Origin of the sequence: Ureibacillus yapensis (genome assembly GCF_003515775.1) — a bacterium.
Lineage (GTDB): Bacteria > Bacillota > Bacilli > Bacillales_A > Planococcaceae > Ureibacillus > Ureibacillus yapensis.
On the sequence record NZ_QWEI01000006.1, the window covers coordinates 22,797 to 41,788 of the forward strand.

At 40.3% G+C, this 18,992-nt stretch carries 15 protein-coding genes and 1 riboswitch; of the genes, 10 read left to right on the forward strand and 5 right to left on the reverse strand.

All coding sequences use genetic code 11. The features are described from left to right. Positions 1-335: 335 nt before the first annotated feature. Both D1B33_RS11850 and D1B33_RS11855 read left to right on the forward strand, forming a co-directional pair. Complete coding sequence (locus D1B33_RS11850) at positions 336-671, forward strand: pirin-like C-terminal cupin domain-containing protein (protein ID WP_233549465.1); 336 nt, start codon at positions 336-338, stop codon at positions 669-671. A gap of 238 nt (positions 672-909) precedes the next feature. Beyond that, the gene (locus D1B33_RS11855; RefSeq protein ID WP_118876612.1) at positions 910-1,452 is read left to right on the forward strand and encodes an NADPH-dependent FMN reductase; all 543 of its coding nucleotides are present in this window, start codon (positions 910-912) and stop codon (positions 1,450-1,452) included. 448 nt (positions 1,453-1,900) lie between these two features. Here D1B33_RS11855 and D1B33_RS11860 read toward each other — a convergent pair whose 3' ends face one another. Both D1B33_RS11860 and pepT read right to left on the reverse strand, forming a co-directional pair. After that, positions 1,901-2,866: a DMT family transporter gene (locus D1B33_RS11860; protein ID WP_118876613.1), complete on the reverse strand. Its 966-nt coding sequence runs from the start codon at positions 2,864-2,866 to the stop codon at positions 1,901-1,903. Between the two features lie 102 nt (positions 2,867-2,968). Beyond that, positions 2,969-4,198 (reverse strand): peptidase T, encoded by a 1,230-nt coding sequence (gene pepT, locus D1B33_RS11865; RefSeq protein ID WP_118876614.1) that lies wholly within the window; start codon positions 4,196-4,198, stop codon positions 2,969-2,971. A 185-nt stretch (positions 4,199-4,383) separates the two neighbouring features. Between pepT and D1B33_RS11870 the strand changes: the two genes are divergently transcribed. Further along, a complete protein-coding gene (locus D1B33_RS11870; RefSeq protein ID WP_233549466.1) occupies positions 4,384-6,081 on the forward strand; it encodes a hypothetical protein in 1,698 nt (565 codons plus the stop codon). Positions 6,082-6,158: 77 nt separating this feature from the next. Here the strand turns inward: D1B33_RS11870 and nfsA are convergent, their stop codons facing one another. Then, positions 6,159-6,896 (reverse strand): oxygen-insensitive NADPH nitroreductase, encoded by a 738-nt coding sequence (nfsA, locus tag D1B33_RS11875; RefSeq protein ID WP_118876615.1) that lies wholly within the window; start codon positions 6,894-6,896, stop codon positions 6,159-6,161. Positions 6,897-8,651: 1,755 nt separating this feature from the next. Here nfsA and D1B33_RS11890 point away from each other — a divergent pair. From D1B33_RS11890 to D1B33_RS11905, 4 genes are read left to right on the forward strand one after another with little or no spacing between them, the layout of a single operon-like run. Further along, positions 8,652-10,046, forward strand: a complete 1,395-nt coding sequence (locus tag D1B33_RS11890) for a spore germination protein (RefSeq protein WP_233549467.1) — start codon at positions 8,652-8,654, stop codon at positions 10,044-10,046. Next, positions 10,046-11,149 carry a GerAB/ArcD/ProY family transporter gene (locus D1B33_RS11895; RefSeq protein WP_118876618.1) on the forward strand — a complete coding sequence of 368 codons (1,104 nt, stop codon included), beginning with the start codon at positions 10,046-10,048 and terminating at the stop codon, positions 11,147-11,149. The genes D1B33_RS11890 and D1B33_RS11895 overlap by 1 nt, the downstream gene beginning before the upstream one ends. Beyond that, entirely contained in the window at positions 11,142-12,326 is a 1,185-nt protein-coding gene (locus D1B33_RS11900; protein WP_118876619.1) for a Ger(x)C family spore germination protein, read from the forward strand. The genes D1B33_RS11895 and D1B33_RS11900 overlap by 8 nt, the downstream gene beginning before the upstream one ends. A gap of 4 nt (positions 12,327-12,330) precedes the next feature. Further along, positions 12,331-12,534 carry a hypothetical protein gene (locus D1B33_RS11905; RefSeq protein ID WP_118876620.1) on the forward strand — a complete coding sequence of 68 codons (204 nt, stop codon included), beginning with the start codon at positions 12,331-12,333 and terminating at the stop codon, positions 12,532-12,534. 69 nt (positions 12,535-12,603) lie between these two features. On the opposite strand, the gene D1B33_RS11910 is transcribed toward D1B33_RS11905, so the two are convergent. Both D1B33_RS11910 and D1B33_RS11915 read right to left on the reverse strand, forming a co-directional pair. Next, on the reverse strand, positions 12,604-14,103 hold the full coding sequence (locus D1B33_RS11910; RefSeq protein WP_118876621.1) for an SLC13 family permease: 1,500 nt from the start codon (positions 14,101-14,103) through the stop codon (positions 12,604-12,606). Between the two features lie 277 nt (positions 14,104-14,380). Beyond that, on the reverse strand, positions 14,381-15,013 hold the full coding sequence (locus D1B33_RS11915) for a glycerol-3-phosphate acyltransferase (RefSeq protein ID WP_118876622.1): 633 nt from the start codon (positions 15,011-15,013) through the stop codon (positions 14,381-14,383). Positions 15,014-15,205: 192 nt separating this feature from the next. Then, positions 15,206-15,314: riboswitch (SAM riboswitch) on the forward strand. 114 nt (positions 15,315-15,428) lie between these two features. Here D1B33_RS11915 and D1B33_RS11920 point away from each other — a divergent pair. The 3 genes from D1B33_RS11920 (at position 15,429) to D1B33_RS11930 (ending at position 18,837) form a co-directional block, all read left to right on the forward strand. Next, positions 15,429-16,730, forward strand: coding sequence for an O-acetylhomoserine aminocarboxypropyltransferase/cysteine synthase family protein (locus D1B33_RS11920; RefSeq protein WP_118876623.1), 1,302 nt, complete (start codon positions 15,429-15,431; stop codon positions 16,728-16,730). A 277-nt stretch (positions 16,731-17,007) separates the two neighbouring features. Beyond that, a complete protein-coding gene (locus D1B33_RS11925) occupies positions 17,008-17,397 on the forward strand; it encodes a hypothetical protein (RefSeq protein WP_118876624.1) in 390 nt (129 codons plus the stop codon). Positions 17,398-17,850: 453 nt separating this feature from the next. Continuing rightward, a complete protein-coding gene (locus D1B33_RS11930) occupies positions 17,851-18,837 on the forward strand; it encodes a homoserine dehydrogenase (RefSeq protein ID WP_118876625.1) in 987 nt (328 codons plus the stop codon). The last annotated feature ends 155 nt before the right edge of the window (positions 18,838-18,992 follow it).

Here is an 18,992-nt window from a genome sequence, read left to right on the forward strand (position 1 = left end):
ACTTTCTTTCCGCTTCTTATGCATTCATTCCGTACCACAGATTTTGCCATTGACCAACTGTCATCTTATCATAGTCGAATTGCTCTGTTGACCTCGCGCTGTTTGAGCCTTTACTAAAGACGCGTATCCTTCAGGTAATGACCAGCAGGGTCCAAACGTTTCATTGGAAGGCAGAAATCTTGGCGAGGATTTTACTTTGCGTGATGGTTTTAGAATGTATCATGGCACAACAGTTCCGGGCTTCTTGGGCAAAGGATAAGAATCACCATGTGGGGATCTACGTCATTCATATGGAGCCGAAAGCAGTCTTCAACCTACCCTCAGTTTCAGAGTCAATGACGAGAAATTTATACTTTTATCAGGGAGATCAACTAATTATAGAAGAAACTGCGATAGAAACTGATCACCGTGTAAGGCTTGCCGGTGATCAGGAAATTACGATTACCAATGGATCATCTGAGAGTTATATGCTACTCCTGGAGGGGGAGCCGATTGGAGAACCGGTTGTATCCTATGGACCGTTTGTAATGAATACTGAGCAGGAAATTCGCGAAGCATTCAGCCAAAATACTCAATATGGTGGTTGGCCGTGGGACCGTCAAGATCCTGTAAATAACCGCGATTCTGGAAGATTCGCACGCCATGCAGATGGTAGAGTTGAAAAAAGGTAACCACTATTTGTTACTTTTAACATTCGGATTTGTTAGGGGAAATGAACTTATTAAGTTCTACCTAATAATAGAATAAATTTAACACCTATTTGGTAAATTATAAAACCTTTTACAATTAGTCTGTATTAGATTAATAAAAAAAGAGTAGAATTGTCAGTGGTCAAGAAATTCATGAAGATAGGTTTTAGAGTAGGATTTCTAGATAACTATTTATGGAACAAGACAGGAGGAACAGCAAATGGCACAATTAAACATCGGTATTATTTTAGGTTCAACTCGTGAAGGACGCGTAAGCCCTCAAGTAGGTGCTTGGGTAAAAGAATTGGCTGACAAACGCGGAGATGCAAACTATACAATCATTGATATCGCAGATTACAAATTACCATTATTAGGTGAAACAGGCGGTGACGCATCAGGCGTCGCAGCTTGGTCACAAGCAGTAGGCGCACAAGACGGTTTCGTATTCATCGTACAAGAATACAACCATTCCATAACAGGCGCTCTTAAAAATGCGTTGGACTTCTTGCGCGAAGAATGGAACAACAAATCAGCTGGTATCGTTTCTTACGGTTCAGTAGGTGGTGCTCGTGCAGCAGAACACTTACGTGGAATATTAGGGGAATTATCAGTGGCTGACGTACGTGTACACCCAGCACTATCATTATTCACTGACTTCGAAAATGGTACAGATTTTAAACCAAAAGAAGTACAAGCAGATTCAGTAAACCAAATGTTAGACCAAGTAATTCCTTGGGCAACAGCTTTAAAAACAATTCGCTAAAAAATACTTTTAAATCGTTATAAATGGCGACATGAGCAAGGTAGAATGCTCGTGTTGCCTTTTTATTATTTGTAAGTTTAGTAAATCCTATCGTACTCTTGGTTGGTGTTGGAAAGTGAGTGCTGCATGCAATCACATTTCTCTTTAAGCTAAAGGAGGTTTTAGGTAACCAAGATGCTGAAATAAATTCGGCTATTGATGCTCAATTGATTTAGTTGCACTGTTATTGATATGGGGTAAAATTTTGATAACAGAAAAATCCAGGCATCACTTAATTGTGGTCCTGGCCTTTTTTATTTGTTATCGATTATACATAGGAACTCCGGTAGATTTTCAAGTCATCCTCAAGTATGAAGTTAATTTAATGCCCAACCTGCATAGCCTTTATAAGTACATAATTTAATATCTGCTTTTATGGAAAGCTACATTTGTAGTTAATGTAACCTAACTATTGATGTTCCCGAATTTCTAATGATTTTTGTTCCCGGTTTACTAACATAGTGTGATAGCTATGCAGCAGCATTCCGATGATAATAATTCCAGTTCCGATTAAAGCAATTGTTTGAGGAATAGGCAATCCAAGCAACAACATTTCTCCGATAATAACGAACAACACCTCGGTCGATTGTGTTGCTTCTACTGCCGCCAATTTCCCTTGGTCCTCTCGAACACGGTCGGTTGCGATGAAAAATAGGACCGTTGCGATGACGCCGGAACTAATCCCCACATAGAAAGACTGCAGTACCTGGTTCATACTGGGAAGGCCGACCGTGAACAGGGCATATCCCGCCAGCAAAATCCAGCATGGCAATGAAGCAATTGTCATGCCAAGAACACGTTGATAAGCATCAAGTCTTCCATCGCACACTTCCATCATTTTGCGGTTGCCCAACGGATACGCGAAAGCCGCAATGACAACAGGCAGGATGCCCAGCAACAGCGTTTTAAAAGAAGCGGACTGTGCTTGGGGAACCTGGATCAGCAAGATGCCAATTAAAATAATGGATGAAATGAATAGCGAAACAACGGGAATCTTTTGCCGCACTTTTGCGCTGTTCACAATGGTTACAAAAAATGGGGCCAATAAAATTCCGGCCACGATGGTAAACTGCCAAGTTCCGGACACGAGCCACCCCGGACCAAACGATGCTGCATAGGTTAGGGGTGCGTAGAATAAAACAAACCCTACAAAACTCCAAAGCAGCCACTGCCTTGGTTGAGACTTCATTTCAGCAGAAAGGGGTTTCCACCCTCCCCGTATGGCGACGATGACAAGCAAGAAGGGCAGCATGAAAAAGTAACGCAAGGAGGAGCTCCATAACCAGCTTCCGCCTTCCAACTCCATGGCGTGATTCAAAATAAAGGTGAAGGCAAAAAATAACGCGGCAAGTATGCCTAAAGCTATTTCTTTCATTCTGCAAACCTCCTTCCATAAATATTTATCTTAATATTCAGATATAATAAATTTTAAAAAATGCGAAGTAAGAATAGGGGCTTACTTCGCAATTCACTCTGATTATTTAGCCTGCGTTTCAAATAATTGAACAATTTCAACAATAACTTTTGCCGCTTTTTCCATTGTCTCTCCAGATACGAATTCATACTTGCCATGCATGTTTTCGCCGCCAGCAAATATATTTGGAGTCGGCAATCCCATATAGGATAATTGGGAGCCATCAGTACCGCCACGGATTGGATCAACGTTCGGTGTTATACCTAAATTTTCCATAGCCTGATAAGCGATGTCAACAATTTCTTTCACAGGTTCAATTTTCTCGCGCATGTTGTAGTACTGATCTTCAATTTCAACAGTAATATTGTTTTCCCCGTATTTTTCCTTCATCATTTTTTCGACTTCCAGGAAATGCGCTTTTTTGGCTTCAAATTTTTCACGGTCATGATCTCGGATGATGTAAGAAAGCTGGGCCTCTTCAATATGGCCGTTGAAATTCATTAAATGAATAAAGCCTTCATAGCCTTCCGTTTTTTCCGGTACCGCATCAGCCGGCATGGAATTCTGAAATTTAATAGCCAACGTGATTGCGTTCACCATTTTATTTTTTGCTGAACCTGGGTGTACGCTTGTGCCGCGAGTGGTTACTTTAACGCCAGCAGCATTAAAACTTTCATATTGAAGCTCGCCAAGTGGTCCGCCATCCATTGTATAAGCATAATCCGCGCCAAATGCTTTCACATCAAATTTGTGAGGGCCGCGGCCAATTTCCTCATCGGGTGTGAAGGCAACACGCAATTTGCCATGCTTGATTTCAGGGTGCTGTACCAAATATTCCATCGCGGTCATGATTTCGGCAATACCGGCTTTATCATCAGCGCCTAATAAAGTTGTTCCGTCTGTTGTAATGAGTGTTTGCCCGACATAACTTTTAAGATTGGGGAAATAATCCGGGGACATGACAAGTCCATTTTTTAACTGGATTTCTCCGCCGTCATATTGGTCGATTCGTTGAGGATTTACATTTGCTCCTGAGAAATCGGGTGATGTATCAACGTGGGCCAAAAAGCCGATTGTTGGGATCGATTTTTCAGTGTTGGCAGGTAAAGTAGCGAATAAATAGCCGTTTTCATCTAATGAAATGTTCGTTAATCCAATTTCTTCAAGCTCATCTTTTAATACATGCAACAAATCAAATTGTTTCTCTGTGGATGGAGTAGTGGAGCTTTCCGGATTGGATTGCGTATCAATTTTAGCGTAGCGTATTAAGCGCTCGATTACTTTTTCTTTCATTTATAATCCTCCTTGCGACTTGGTGTACTAATTGTAACATTTTGCTTAGAATTCCGGAATTAGTTGAGAGGGCTTGGAGGGTAAAAAACATGGATTCTATTGCTGGTGGATGTCGTTTGGAAAAGTTGTGAATTTATATGAAACTATTTACATAATGATTCCGTAGAAAAGGTAGTAGAGAAAGGATGATTCAATTGACTGAGAGTTTAATAATGGCGTTGATTGCCGCGGTAATTGCAACGATCTTCATTGTTCCTTTATCAAAAAAGACATCTGATGGGGAGATGACGAATCAACAGTTAATAAAATCCGTCATTTTTGTATTGGCAGCAGGTTTTATCCTTATTTTTGCCATGATTTATATTACGAAAGTTGATTTGCATTGGACTGTTTTGGCCTTTGCATTGCCTGTTTTCGCATTGCTTGGAACATTGATTTCCAAAGGCGTGGAGCAAACGTTTAAGGGATTTGTTTTATTGGCGAGTTTACTATTTTTGGCTTATATGATATCTGCTCCCTTGTTCAACGCAGATGAGAAATATGAATCGGCAAAAATGGAGGAAAAGGTGGAAATCGAACCATTTGATGAAACAAAGACGCCTGCAAGTGTACCTCCTCGATTTGCGGAAAACAAGATGAAGAAAGCTTTTGGGCAGGTTCCAAATACAAGTTACTATGAACTTGGAAATCTGCAAATCCAAAAAGTAAATAATGAGTATGTGTACATTGCACCGGTAGAGTTTTCTGGGTTTTTCAAATGGTTCAATGGAAAAACTACACCTGGGTACTTCACGATGAGTGCGACTGATTCGACAGACAACCCGAAGTTTGTTAAATCCGAAATGGCTTATGTACCTTCTGCTTTTTTAAATGAAAATTTGGAGCGGCATATGCGCTTGCAAAATCCAACGTTGATTTTCTATGGAGAGCCGCAGCTTGAAATTGACGAAGATGGAAAGCCTTATTACATTCGTTCTTATGGAAAGTTTATATCCGCGCGAAATGGCTTTGATGCAAAAGGGATTGTCATGGTGGATCCAGAGAATGGGAATACGGACGTGTTAACGTTGGATGAAGTGCCCGCGTTTATTGATGGGGCGGTTTCACCGGAGTCCGTCAGCTTGCAAAATAGTTATTTCGGCAAGTATGTTCACGGTTTTTGGAATAGCGTATTTGGAAAGAAAGATGTTAAGCTCCCGTCAGATGAAGGGACGGAAGCCAATGTCAGCCCTGTTTTCAATGAGAACGGAGAAATGTACTATTTTACAGACTTTACAAGTCCAAAAGAAGGAGTCGACTCCATGTTGGGTTATTCCCTAACAAACGCCCGCTCGGGGGAAGCTACTTACTATACTGGAAATCTTGAAGAGTCATATATGGATTCCCAGGGAGCCCTAGCAATAATTGAAAAGAAATTCATCGAAAAAGAATGGCAGGGTGAAATGCCGATTCTTTATAATTTCTACGGAGAAGCAAGCTGGCTCGCGCCGGTTCTTGATTCAAATGGTTTCTTGCAAAATTATTTCATTGTTTCGGCAGCCAACCCGGAAATTTCGGCCTTTGGCACAACTCCAAATGAAGCGCTAAAACAGTATAATACAGCATTGAACCGTGGAGGCGGGACGGTAGATGGAACTTCCCGCGCGGAAATAGCAACCGTATCCGGGGATGTTGTACGTGTCTACAAAGAACGTGTGGGGGATAATACCGTTGTATCGTTCCTGCTTAATACCGGACAAAACTTCACTGTCAGTTCACAAAATGCGCCGTTGGCAATTTACTTGCAAGAAGGGGATCGTGTAGCGGTTACGTATTTTGTGACAGGAGAATTATTCCTTCCTGTTAAGGAAATCGCCATTGAGGGAATTGCGGGACAAGAATAAGAAGCCTATTTAATCATAATTAAAAATGGTGACACCAAAAGGTCGTTTAGTAAAAGGCCTTAGTGTCACCATTTATTTTATTTCCAGTTAAATCCTTTGGAAGCCAGGAATTCTTTTATGTGAGGTCTGTTTTGGTCGACAAGGTAGTCGGCCATTTGTTTTGTCCAGTTGGCCATCTTTTGATTGGAACTGCGGCTTGCGTAATAGTCTTCCATGGTTGCATCGTATGCATCAAGCAATGTTTCATACTTCTCTGCATCATAATTGTTTTCATGGAGAACTGCTTCTACCGGCAAACGAGGCTTCGTTTCATTGCGCTTCGTTGGTGTTCCAATTGTCATCGCAAAGAGCGGGAAAACATAGTCTGGTAGATTGAATAGTTCGCTGATCTCCTTTGGATTGTTTCGCGCACCGCCAATATAGCAAATGCCGTACCCGGCATCTTCTGCAGCAACCACGAAATTCTGAGCAAAAATACCAACATCCGCCACACCGACTAAAAGGTTTTCGGCGCTATCTGCGGCAATGTCCACGCCATGTTTTTGGCCGGCAGCTTGAAGGCGTTTAAAATCAACGCAGAAAAGGAAAGAAGCACCGGCTGTTTTAAACTGGAATTCATTATTTGAAAGTTCTCCGAGTTTTTGTTTTTTCTCTTCATCGGTTACCCAAATCACACTGTATGCCTGTACGAAGTGTGAGCTGGCAGCCATTTGAGCCGTTTGAATTAAATCTACAACTGTTTCTTTAGGAATCGCTTCTCCCGTATACTTCCGAACGGACGTGTGGCTACGCAATAAATCCTTTACTCCTGACATTTCTATTCCTCCCCATACTAGTAATCATAAAAAAAGCCTTTTAGAGTAATCAGCTCTATAAAACGATCTATTTACATCTTAGTATATTTTGGTTGGACTTTCAAAAGGAGCCTCCTCCACCGAAGATTTCCTTCTTATTAAAGGAGCAGTTTCAAGGCCAATGATGTTAATTAACCAAAATTTAATCAAAAGTTGAAATAGTTGTATAGGAAATTTTAAAAAAATACAGATTAAGTATAAATGCTTTTTTATTATAGGAGCTTAAAATGAGACGTTATTTTTTTAGAAGTTCCCGAAAAGAGAGTGCGGGGCAAGAAAACAATAATACAAAAAATAATCAAAATAATAATCAGGGCAATTTTCAAAACAATAATCAAAAGAATAATAGTCAAAGCGAGTATCAAAACGATAACGGGAACGGCAATCAGAGAAGTGATCAAAACAATAACTGGAACAGCAGTCAAAGCGATTATCAAAACAACCAGAACAGCAATCAGGACTATCACCAAAACAATAGCCAGAATGGAAATCAGGGCAATTATCAAAATAATGCTGGGAACGGAAATCAGAGCCACTACCAAAACAATAGCCAGAACGGAAATCAGGGCAATTATCAAAATAATGTCGGAAACGGAAATCAGGGCAATTACCAAAATAGTGCCGGGAACGGGAATCAAAGCAATTTTCAAAATAACAACGAGAATGGAAGTTCGGGCAATAATCAAAACATTAATCAGAATAGTAATCATCAGGGCGATTTTCAAAACCAGAACAAAAACCAGGGCAATTATCAAAACAATAACGGCAACAGTAACCTAAATGATTATCTAAACAATAATCAAAATAGTAATCAAGGCAATTCCCTTAGCAACAACGGAAACAATAATCAAACCAACTACCAAAATAGCGACGGGAACAATCGAATTAATTACCAAAATAATAATGGCAACAGCAATCAGGATAACTCTCAAAATAATAGCAACAGCAGTCAGGGCAACTATCAAAATAATAACGGCAACAGCAATCAGGGCAACTATCAAAACAATAACGGCAGCAGCAATGAGGGCAACTATAAAAACAATACAGGCAACAGCAATCAGGATAACTCTCAAAACAATAGCAGCAGTCAGAACACCTACCAAAACAATAACGGCAACAGCAGTCAGGGCAACTATCAAAATAATAACGGCAACAGCAATCAGGATAACTCTCAAAACAATAACGCAAACAATAATCAAACCACCAGCCAAAATCAATATCAAACAAACTACCAGAACCAATATCAAACAAACTATCAAAACAATTATCAAACTCAATTTCAACAAAATAACCAAAGCAATAACCAAAGCAATAACCAAAGCAATACAAACGAAGTAAAGATTCCAATTGGTACCGGCTTGAATGGCAATATAGAGAATCTAAAAATGATGCTGGGTCAATCTGAGGATTNGCAGCAGTCAGAACACCTACCAAAACAATAACGGCAACAGCAGTCAGGGCAACTATCAAAATAATAACGGCAACAGCAATCAGGATAACTCTCAAAACAATAACGCAAACAATAATCAAACCACCAGCCAAAATCAATATCAAACAAACTACCAGAACCAATATCAAACAAACTATCAAAACAATTATCAAACTCAATTTCAACAAAATAACCAAAGCAATAACCAAAGCAATAACCAAAGCAATACAAACGAAGTAAAGATTCCAATTGGTACCGGCTTGAATGGCAATATAGAGAATCTAAAAATGATGCTGGGTCAATCTGAGGATTTAATCATCCGAGAAATAACGGTCGGTTCTTCACAAAAAAAATGCTCCATTGTTTATTTAAGTGTGTTGGTGGACCAGAACCTGGTCAATACCAATATATCTAAAATTGTTGAAGCAAAAAATGCACAGGAAATTATGGCAATATCGGAGATGAAGAATGTTGATACAGTAAATGAAATAGCTGATGCTGTTTTGTCCGGAAACATGGTTTTAATGGTGGATGGGGCAAAGACCGTTTGGGTTATGAATACGGCTGGAGGCGACAAGCGTTCTATTGATGAACCACAGTCTGAGCCGGTAATTCGCGGGCCGAGATCGGGTTTTGTTGAAAGCATAGATACCAATATTGCACTCATACGACGGGAACTGAAAGATCCGAATCTTCGGTTTGAGATGCATGAGGTAGGTGAGCGTTCTAAACAAAAACTTGCCGTTTGTTATGTAGAAGGGATTACCAATAAAGATATTCTGGATGAGGTAAATCGCAGGCTGAAATCCATTGATATCGATTTTGCCCCGGATTCAAGCTTAGTGGAACAATGGATAGAAGATAGCTTTCTGTCGCCTTTTCCGCAAATTCTTGATACAGAAAGACCAGAACGTGTCATTTATTCCATTCTTCAAGGGAAGATAGGCATTCTGGTTCATGGATCTCCGTTTGCGCTAATCACACCTGTTACACTTGGGTATGCTCTGCAATCGATAGATGATTATAGCCAACGGTGGATTATTGGTAGTCTACTGAGATTGCTGCGGTTTGTAGCAACGTTTATTACTATTTTTTTGCCGGCAGTCTATGTTGCATTAATCTCTTATCATCCGGGGTTGATTCCGACGCAGCTTGCATTTTCAATTGCAGCCACCAGGGAAGGCGTACCTTTTCCATCTATTTTAGAAGCGCTCTTAATGGCGGTAACATTTGAGATACTGGAAGAAGCAGGAATTCGGCTTCCTAAAGGGATTGGACAGACGATAGGAATTGTTGGAGGGATTGTAATTGGCGATGTTGCCGTAAGTGCAGGAATCGTTAGTCCGGCAATGGTAATTGTCACATCCCTTACGGCCATTGCCTCCTTTACAATTCCTAATTATAGTACAGCAGTCGGTTTGCGCGTCATGAGATTTGCATTGATTTTTGCTGCAGCCATTTTGGGGCTTTATGGCATTATTCTTGTTTTCATTATGATGGTTGTCCATGTCGTTAATTTAAAGAGCATGGGTGTACCTTACACGGGCCCATTTGCGCCTTATTTTTTGGGAGACTTAAAAAACCTGTTTATCCGCGCACCCATTATGACACTAACGAAACGCCCGCCGTATTTGGAAACTGAGGATACCCAAAAAGTCAATAATGGAGGTCAGGATAAATAATGAAACTACAATCGGAAGAGGGATTTATCAGTGATAGAGACATCATGATTGCGGTGATTTCAAATATTATCGGATTATTAACATTAACACTCCCAAGGTTGCTTGCGGCAAATACAAATTCATCGGATGGATGGCTGGCAATTGTGCTGGGAGGAGGTATTGTAAGTTTTTTTGCTTATATTGTCTCAAAAATTGCCTCGTCATTTCCGAATCAATCCTTTTTTTCCTATGCTTCCTATCTCGTCTCGAAGCCGCTTGCTGTTTTTTTTACGCTTATGTTTACGCTGCAATATTTGGCAATCGCTTCTTTTCAAGTGCGTGAAATATCGGTACTGGCTCATCAGTATTTATTCGATCAAACTCCGCGGGAAGTAATCGCCCTGGCTTTTTTGCTAGTTGTTATCTACGCTGTTTCTGGTTCGCATGCCGCGATTTTCCGTTTGAATGTTTTATTTCTTCCAATTATAATCGGCGGCTTGCTAATACTGATTCTATTACCTTTAGGTTTCATAAGGACGGAAAATTTATTGCCTGTTTTTCAAACGGATATAAAGGGGTATTTGAAAGCAACTTATTCAAGTATTACAAGTTTTATGGGTTTTGGAATTGTTCTTTTTTATATTGCCCTTGTTAAAAGCCCTGAAAATACCCCAAAAATGGCTGTCAGGGGAGTATTGGTAATTACGTTTCTTAATCTGCTTCTTTATATCGTATGTATTGGGGTTTTAGGGAATTTAACCACGGAAAATTTATTCTTTCCTTCATTTGATTTGTCTAGAACAGTAGACATACCTGGAGGCTTTTTTCAACGGTTTGATTCCATTTTATTTGTAGTTTGGACGATGATTATATTCACTACAGCTTTAATGGCGTTTGATATTGCGGTAATGACGCTCATGATGGTATTTGAAAAACTGAAAAAAATAAAAGTGATTTTTACGCTCTCGCCGATTCTCTTTTTTATCAGTATGCTGCCAAAGGACTACTTAGAGTTGACCAAGGTCTCCAGTGTTATGAGTTCCTTTATTGTAATTTATTTAGTAATCGTGACAATTTTGTTGGGGGTAGCTTATAAAATTAAAGGTGGAAATCAAAATGCGTAGGGTTGCTGTAGTCTTCATTTTAATTGTTTGTACCGTTTTTGTAAGTGGTTGTTGGGATAAGCAAGAAATTGAACAGAGGGCATTTGTTTACGGAGTGGCAATAGACCTCTCGGAAGATAGTTCTACTTCAAATCCGGAAATAAAATTAACGCAACAGCTCATTGTGCCCGAAAACTTAACGAATATGGGTGGCGGTGGAGGAGGCAGTGGACCTGCTTTTCAAAATCTCTCCAAAACTGGAAAAACATTAATAGATATTAGTAGGGAAACGATCAAGCTAACTAGTCGCAGGATAGATGTTACCCACTTAAATGTAGCCCTTTTTTCAGAAGATGTTGTGAAAGAACCAAAAATGTTTGAACAGTTAGTCGATGTCTTTCTCCGTGAAAGGGATGCGCGTCGGGGCATTAAACTGGTCATTGCAAGCGGAAAAGCAGAAGAACTATTAACAGTAGAACCGGAGCATGAAAAAATACCAGCTGAATACATTAACAAGATGTTGGAGGAGACTGGAAATTTAGCGATTTTGGATATAGTAAGAGTAGGTGATATTCAAGAGAAATTACTTGCGAGGGAAAGTTTTCCGATAGCGCAGCTCAAAATGAAGAATCCAAAAGAGATTATTTATGAAGGCATAGCTGTCTATAACGGGCATCAAGAAAAAGTTGTTGGGACCTTAAAAGATGAGGAAGCAAAAGGGCTAAGTTTTTTCAGAGGCAAGAGGCATACCGGAACGATTAACATTGAAGTATATCGTAAACCGGCAGCGGTCGAGATTTTAAAAATAAAAACGAAAGTAACACTCAAAAACAAAGAGATGAATAATCTTAAATTTTTAGTAAATGTTGATGTAAATGGGTTAATAGCGGAACAATTTGGAACAGAAAATGTGATGAACGAAGATGTGCTTAGAGAGTTTGAAAACGCTACTCGAGAGAAGGTAGAGGAAATTATGAGGAAATCGGTGGATACGTTACAAAAGGACTTTCAGACAGACGCATTGGGACTAGGAGTACATTTAAAAAAATTTCATCCAAAGTTATGGGAGTCGGTTAAAGGTAATTGGGATTATGGAGAAAATTACTTTTCTCAAAGCACGATTGACATAAATACAGATGTCACGATTGAAACACCAGGCACTATTAACCGAACAGCTCTAGGGGGAGGGACTAAGTAGTTTAATGAATATGATAATGGAACGGTTCCCCGGAATGTTTACAGTCATTTGTACACTCCTAGCCTATATGATTCCTTTTACGATTTATAAAATCAATCAAAAAATCCATTTGAAATTAGATCCACCTTGGAAACAGGGAGATAATAAGGAAAATGGGAATCAGAAGAAGTCGCCAAATAATAAATCAAAAACATCCAATGAAGGCTAGCGTTATAACTATAAAGGCGATAGAACCCTTGGCAACCTATACAGGAGTCGCCAAGGGTAAACAATCAGCTTACAGCAATCCAATCCATTTCCAGTAGGTTGCACTGAACAGCAATATGAGCAGGTATCCCAATATTGTCAACGGAATGCCGGATTTCAGGAAATCCTTTGTTGTAAAGGCACCTGTCCCATATGCAAGCATGTTTTGAGGGGCGCTGATTGGTAGCAAGAAACCAAAACAAATAACAAATTGCTGAATTAACACAAATCCAATCTGATTCACATCCAAAGTAGCGGATAGTGCAATAAATACCGGAATTAAAGCGGATGCAAGGCTCGTTGCACTAGCAAAGCCAAGATGGATCAGGATATTAAAGATTGTCACTAATGCGATGGTAGCCAAAATAGGCATGGAATCTAAACCTAAGGATCCAAAGACAGTATCGGACAGCCAGGAAGCTCCGTCTGTATCGAGCAAAACCGTACCCAGTGAGATCCCGACGGCAAATACGATGATTGTACCCCAGTCAATACGGCCTGAAGCCTCTTTCCATGAAAATACGCCTATTTTCGGTGTGAGTAAAAAGGCAATCGCTACAATTGTAACTGTTGTCGTGTCAAATGGGTGAAGTATGCCTTCTGTCGCCCAAAGGAATAGTAGAATAACGGAAGTCGTGATTAAAGTAATTTCTCTTCTCTTTAAAGGTCCGAGCTCATGCAATTGCTGTTTAATAATTTCTTTTCCGCCTTCAATATTATTTGTTTCAGGCTTGATCAGTTTAATCATAATAAAAAATAAAGCAATCGACATGATAATGGAAACAGGTGCAGCATAGATAAACCATTGAAGCCAAGTAACATCAATGCCGAATTCACTATTGATAAATCCAAGCGCAACCAGGTTTTGCGCAGCGGCTGTTTTAATTCCGATATTCCAGATGGAAACAGCCTGAGTGGCGGTAATTACCAGGAGTGCAGCGAGTTTACTTTCATTAGTTAGACCGAATGCCGCTACAATCCCGATTAAAATTGGGATGACGGCACCGGCACGAGCTGTTGCACTTGGTACAAAAAAGGCTAAAACGATCGATACAAGGATGGCACCGAAAACGATGGATTTTGTTTTCGTTCCCACCATCGATAAAATCCAGAGGGCCAATCGTTTGTGTAAATTGGTTACTTGCATGGCAGCTGCCAAGAATAATGCAGCCGCAACAAGAGCAACGGAAGAACTGCTAAATCCGCCAAGTGCAAGTTTCAAAGCAGCATTTGTACCCATTGTTGCACCAGGATCCTCCAATGAAGGCGCCAAACCTAATAATACGGCAATCAATGCAATAATCATGGCGGAACTGATTGGATAGGAAACTGCTTCGGTAACCCACATAATGACCGCAAAAGCTAAAATGGCAAGTGCGCGTTGACCTGCTACAGGTAACACTGAACCATCATTCGGTAACATGGTAATGATAATTAAAACGGCAAATGCAAGAATTATCCAAAGCGATTTAAAGTTTCTTTTTTTCTTGTTTTCGGTCTTTTTTTCATTTACTGATGAGTGCGTTGCCATAAAACCAAATCCTTTCGCTGTTAGAATGGAACAGATAAGAACAATAGTTTAACTAGCTAGTCTTAAAGGTTGAATATTATTTCCGGAAACCTTTATTACCTAAATTATAACAAGGAAAAATTTCCATAATGTTAAAACAATGTGAAATACTGTCGCAATTTGTTGAATTATTTAACAAAAGTTTCAAAGAAAAAAGGAGTTTCCTCAAACTGAGGAAACTCCTTTTTCTGCGCCGAAAGTGAAACGACAGGCGCAAAAAACTTTTTTAAATAAAAAATTACTTTTTCTTCTTAAAAGCGGAAGTAACTTTCGGTTCTGTTCCGAGACGCAACCGGTTAATATTCTCAACATGGAGAATAAAAGCAATTGAAAATAAGGTAATCGCAATTAGAAAAGGCCCGAGGGTTGGTTCGATTAACAGGGCTGCAGCACCAAATAGGATGTATAACATAAAAACACCGATGATCAGGTAATTTGTTATGAGTGATGCAAGAACAAAAACAAGCAATGCAATCAGTCCAAATTTCCAATTAAGCGCGATAAAAATACCGATTAAAGAGGCTGTTCCTTTTCCGCCCTGAAACTTCATATGAATTGGAAAGTTATGCCCGATAATAACGGCAGCTCCCATCATATAAAGCAAAATGGAAACTTCCCCTGCATTATAGGAGGTAAAGTTAGCCAGGATTAAACGAAGCAGCACAATAGCCAAAATTCCTTTTCCGATATCTATGAATGCTACCAATGCGCCATATTTCCATCCCAGCGTTAAGGTAGCATTTGAAGCGCCCGCATTTCCATGGCCAGCTTCCTTTAAGTTGACGCCCGATAATAGTTTTGCAGCATTTGAGCCATGGATACACCCAATCAAATAGCCGGTGAGTAGTGTCAAAATAATTATCCAGAGCAAAGAGAACACTCCTTTCTAATGGCAGAAGCCATAATTTTGCATGATTCGAAATGTAGCAGTTGTTTTTATCTTATAGTATACTCTATGATTATTTAAGAAGTTTCGAAAATTATAAAAATTTTTAAAAGAATAGTTGACATAGTAGTTTACTATGACTTATAGTAGATTCAACGATGGAACATGAATCAAATACCTTTATCCAGAGAGGCGGAGGGACTAGGCCCTATGATGCCCGGCAACCGGCGTGAAAACGCAAAGGTGCTAATTCCTACAGATTTTGATTAGATCTGGCAGATAAGGGGAGGAAAAATTGCAGCTTTGCAGCCCTCTTCTTGTAAGAGGGCTTTTCGTTTTTCCAAAAAGTCCTCCTCAAAACCTGGTCGTCCCATCGATACTATAATTAGGAGGAAGAAACATGTCACAACAACGTCCGGAAACGCTATTACTTCATGGGGGGCAAAAACCAGACCCCGTTACAGGCGCGATTGCAGTACCGATTTACAGAACAACGGCTTATGCTTTTGAGTCTACAGAACACGCACGAAAACTTTTCGCCTTGGAACAACCAGGCAACATTTATTCCCGTATCATGAATCCAACCGTCGATGTTTTTGAACAGCGCGTAGCTCTACTTGAAGGAGGTACAGCGGCAGTGGGGTTATCTTCAGGGGCGGCTGCCATCGCATTTTCCATTTTAAACATCGCAGGCGCCGGGGATGAAATCGTTGCTGCCGGTTCATTATACGGCGGAACGTATAACCTGTTTGCCAATACATTGCCGCGTTATGGCATTACAACAACTTTTGTGGATGAGGCAAATCCCGAGAATTTTGAAGCGGCCATTACTGACAAAACGAAAGCTATTTTTGCTGAAACAATCGGCAACCCAAGCTTAAATATTCTAGACATTGAAAGAGTGGCGGAAATTGCTCATGCGCATGGACTTCCGCTGATTATTGACAACACATTCCCATCCCCATACGGATGCAACCCGATTGAATTTGGAGCGGATGTTGTTGTCCATTCCGCAACAAAGTGGATTGGCGGCCATGGTACAACAATCGGCGGTATTGTAGTAGATGCCGGCAAATTCGACTGGACGCAAGGAAGGTTCCCGGGCTTCACAGAACCGGACGCATCTTATCATGGCTTGCGATATGGCATTGATACAGCGGCGGCTGCATTTGCCACAAAGCTGCGCGTACAGCTATTGCGTGATTTTGGACCGACTTTGAGTGCGGATAGTGCATTCAACTTCCTGCAAGGTTTAGAAACGCTTCATTTGCGTTATACAAAACATGGCGAAAATGCATTGAGAGTTGCTGACTATCTTGAAAACCACCCATCCGTGGAATATGTCAACTACCCAGGAAGAGAAAACTTCCCATCGCATTCATTAGCGAAGAAATATTTGAAAAATGGCTTTGGCTCCATGCTTACATTTGGCATCAAAGGCGGCCGTGAAGTAGGAAGCAAAGTAATCGATCACGTTCAATTGTTCTCCCACGTTGCAAATGTCGGAGATGCAAAATCCTTGATTATTCACCCGGCTTCTACCACACATCAACAATTATCACCTGAAGAATTAAAAGTCGCAGGTGTATCCGAGGAGCTCATTCGCTTATCTGTTGGATTGGAAGCAGTGGAGGATATTATTGAAGACTTGGACCAAGCTTTAACGAAAGCTGTTGGGAACGTAGCACAGGCGAAAGCTTAACCCTTATATAATAGAGGAAAACGTCTATTCATTTCATTTGTGAAAAGGGCGCTTTCTTCTAAAACCGCCACTCATTCGGCATCTTTTCTTTGACTTGGCTGATTACCGTTCTATGGTACAGCCAAAGTCTCTTTATAAAACCAAGTATTCATATTTGTTTTATTGACTTTTTAAAATTTTAAATTTATACTATGAATACATAGTAATTCTGTTGGTATTTATGTGGTAAACATTTTAGCAGAGGATTTCGGCGATTACAGTAAAGGAGTGTTGCTAAATGGGGAATATATATAGTGCGCAAAATGTGGCAGCTTACTTCATCTATGAATTAAATGAACAAAGAACTTTTATTAATGCGGCATCTTTGCAATATTTGTTAACGAAAGTAGAAGAAGTCTGGCGTGAACAGTTTGGGCATAGTGCATTTCGTGAAAAAGTATGGAATTTTGATATTCATGGTTATATTGTAAAAGAAGTAGCTGACACGTATGAAGAATCTGGAATTCACCATCTCTTTTTGCCTGCCAAGGATTGGTTTTTGCAGTTCGGTCAATTCCAGCTCCAATATAAAACGTATAGTGTACCCGCATTTACAAATCAAGAGCAAGATCTAATTAATCGAATTGTAAATGAATACTTAGAAGTCTTTCTGAGTAAGGCCTCCTAATTGCTTGCACTCCTTTCGTCGGTACGGTTTTGGGTGGGCTTTAACAGACCTACGCAAACCCGTGTATTAAAAAATCCTTGCAAACAGATAACCAGAACGTTTCTGAACCAACAGAAGAACAGCTAACTTCTGTGGTGTTAATCATCAACAAATCGAATAGTAAGGATCCTCAAGAAACCTGCAACAACCCGTTGCAGGTTTTATGCTAAAATCCGCGAGAAGCTTCACAATTCTGCCCTTCTTAAAAAAACAATTGTCCACCTAAGGAAGAATTCCCTTGAGTTCCTTTAAAATATAAGATAAAATCTTCTTATGTAAAATTTTTCGAATTATTTGTTTTTATGCTAATAAAAATATAGAATAGCATTTATCAATGGGCGCCCGTCACTATATAGAAAGAATCGAAGGCGTCCTCATTTGCAGACGTAAAGGAAAGATGGAGGCGAGAAGAGAATGGCAACAATCAAGGCGGCCATCTTAGGTTTTGGCACAGTTGGTCAAGGAATATATCATATTTTAAACGAAAAACGTGAAGAGCTCCGCGATAAATTGGGATTGGAAATCGAAGTTGCAAAAATCCTTGTGCGTGATACAACAAAGGAACGTATTCCAGGTACGGCTCATTTATTAACGGACAATATAGATGACTGCCTGTCAGTAAAAGGCATCCAAGTTGTTTTCGAAGCCATCGTCAATGAAGAACCTGCGTTTACATATTTAAAAAAGGCTGTTGAACATAAATGCCATGTAATCACAGCCAATAAAGTGATGTATGCGAAGCGCGGGCCGGAATTGGAGCAATTAGCCAAACAACATGGCGTGTTTGTTGGTTTTGAAGCAACAACAGCAGGTGGCGTTCCCGTTATTAAAACGATGAAGAACATCCTGTTGGTGAATGATGTTTCGAGAATCCAGGGAATTTTAAATGGTACCACTAACTATATTTTAACAAAAATGCGTGCGGAAGGCTGGACGTTTGAAGAGGCTTTAAAAGAAGCGCAAGCACTTGGGTATGCTGAGGCCGATCCGTTCAATGATATTTCCGGCCAAGACGCTTTCAAAAAGCTCATGATTCTTTCTTCTCTTGCCTTTGATGAGCAGCCGAACTGGGCAGACGTGGAAGTAATCGGAATCGATACAATATCCGCGGAGCAAGTGGCCGATGCTACGGAAAAGGGACTTCGTTATCGACATGTTGCGGAAGTGGAGAAGTATTCGGATGGCACAATCTATGCGAGGGTGGCGCCGATGCTGGTGGATAAAGAACATCCTTTGTACCCGGTAGACGAGGTATTTAATGCCGTCACGATGGAAACGAACTATATCGGTACATTAACACTGGTTGGACCGGGAGCAGGCATGTATCCAACAGCAAGTGTGATGGTGGAAGATTACGCAGAAATCATCGGCAAACGAGCAGGCTTCGTTGTCACAATTTAAAACATCCTGAGGCGTGAAAAGTGAATTTGCGCTTCGGGGTGTTTTTTATTTTGCAATAAAAGTTGTCGGAGCGCTTGTTATGCGAGCACTAGCGGTTCAGAATGGCATTGGTGAAAAAGCAGAAGGAAGAGCCGGTGAAGTCGGTCGAATAGAGC

Excerpts from the sequence above, each read along its gene's own strand:
- D1B33_RS11850 (WP_233549465.1), top strand. The coding sequence starts at position 336 with ATGACGAGAAATTTATACTTTTATCAGGGAGATCAACTAATTATAGAA.
- D1B33_RS11855 (WP_118876612.1), top strand. The coding sequence starts at position 910 with ATGGCACAATTAAACATCGGTATTATTTTAGGTTCAACTCGTGAAGGA.
- pepT (WP_118876614.1), bottom strand. The coding sequence starts at position 4,198 with ATGAAAGAAAAAGTAATCGAGCGCTTAATACGCTACGCTAAAATTGAT.
- D1B33_RS11895 (WP_118876618.1), top strand. The coding sequence starts at position 10,046 with ATGAAACTACAATCGGAAGAGGGATTTATCAGTGATAGAGACATCATG.
- D1B33_RS11925 (WP_118876624.1), top strand. The coding sequence starts at position 17,008 with ATGGGGAATATATATAGTGCGCAAAATGTGGCAGCTTACTTCATCTAT.
- D1B33_RS11910 (WP_118876621.1), bottom strand. The coding sequence starts at position 14,103 with ATGGCAACGCACTCATCAGTAAATGAAAAAAAGACCGAAAACAAGAAA.
- D1B33_RS11870 (WP_233549466.1), top strand. The coding sequence starts at position 4,384 with ATGATTCAATTGACTGAGAGTTTAATAATGGCGTTGATTGCCGCGGTA.
- D1B33_RS11920 (WP_118876623.1), top strand. The coding sequence starts at position 15,429 with ATGTCACAACAACGTCCGGAAACGCTATTACTTCATGGGGGGCAAAAA.
- D1B33_RS11900 (WP_118876619.1), top strand. The coding sequence starts at position 11,142 with ATGCGTAGGGTTGCTGTAGTCTTCATTTTAATTGTTTGTACCGTTTTT.
- D1B33_RS11890 (WP_233549467.1), top strand. The coding sequence starts at position 8,652 with ATGATGCTGGGTCAATCTGAGGATTTAATCATCCGAGAAATAACGGTC.
- D1B33_RS11860 (WP_118876613.1), bottom strand. The coding sequence starts at position 2,866 with ATGAAAGAAATAGCTTTAGGCATACTTGCCGCGTTATTTTTTGCCTTC.
- D1B33_RS11905 (WP_118876620.1), top strand. The coding sequence starts at position 12,331 with ATGAATATGATAATGGAACGGTTCCCCGGAATGTTTACAGTCATTTGT.
- nfsA (WP_118876615.1), bottom strand. The coding sequence starts at position 6,896 with ATGTCAGGAGTAAAGGATTTATTGCGTAGCCACACGTCCGTTCGGAAG.
- D1B33_RS11930 (WP_118876625.1), top strand. The coding sequence starts at position 17,851 with ATGGCAACAATCAAGGCGGCCATCTTAGGTTTTGGCACAGTTGGTCAA.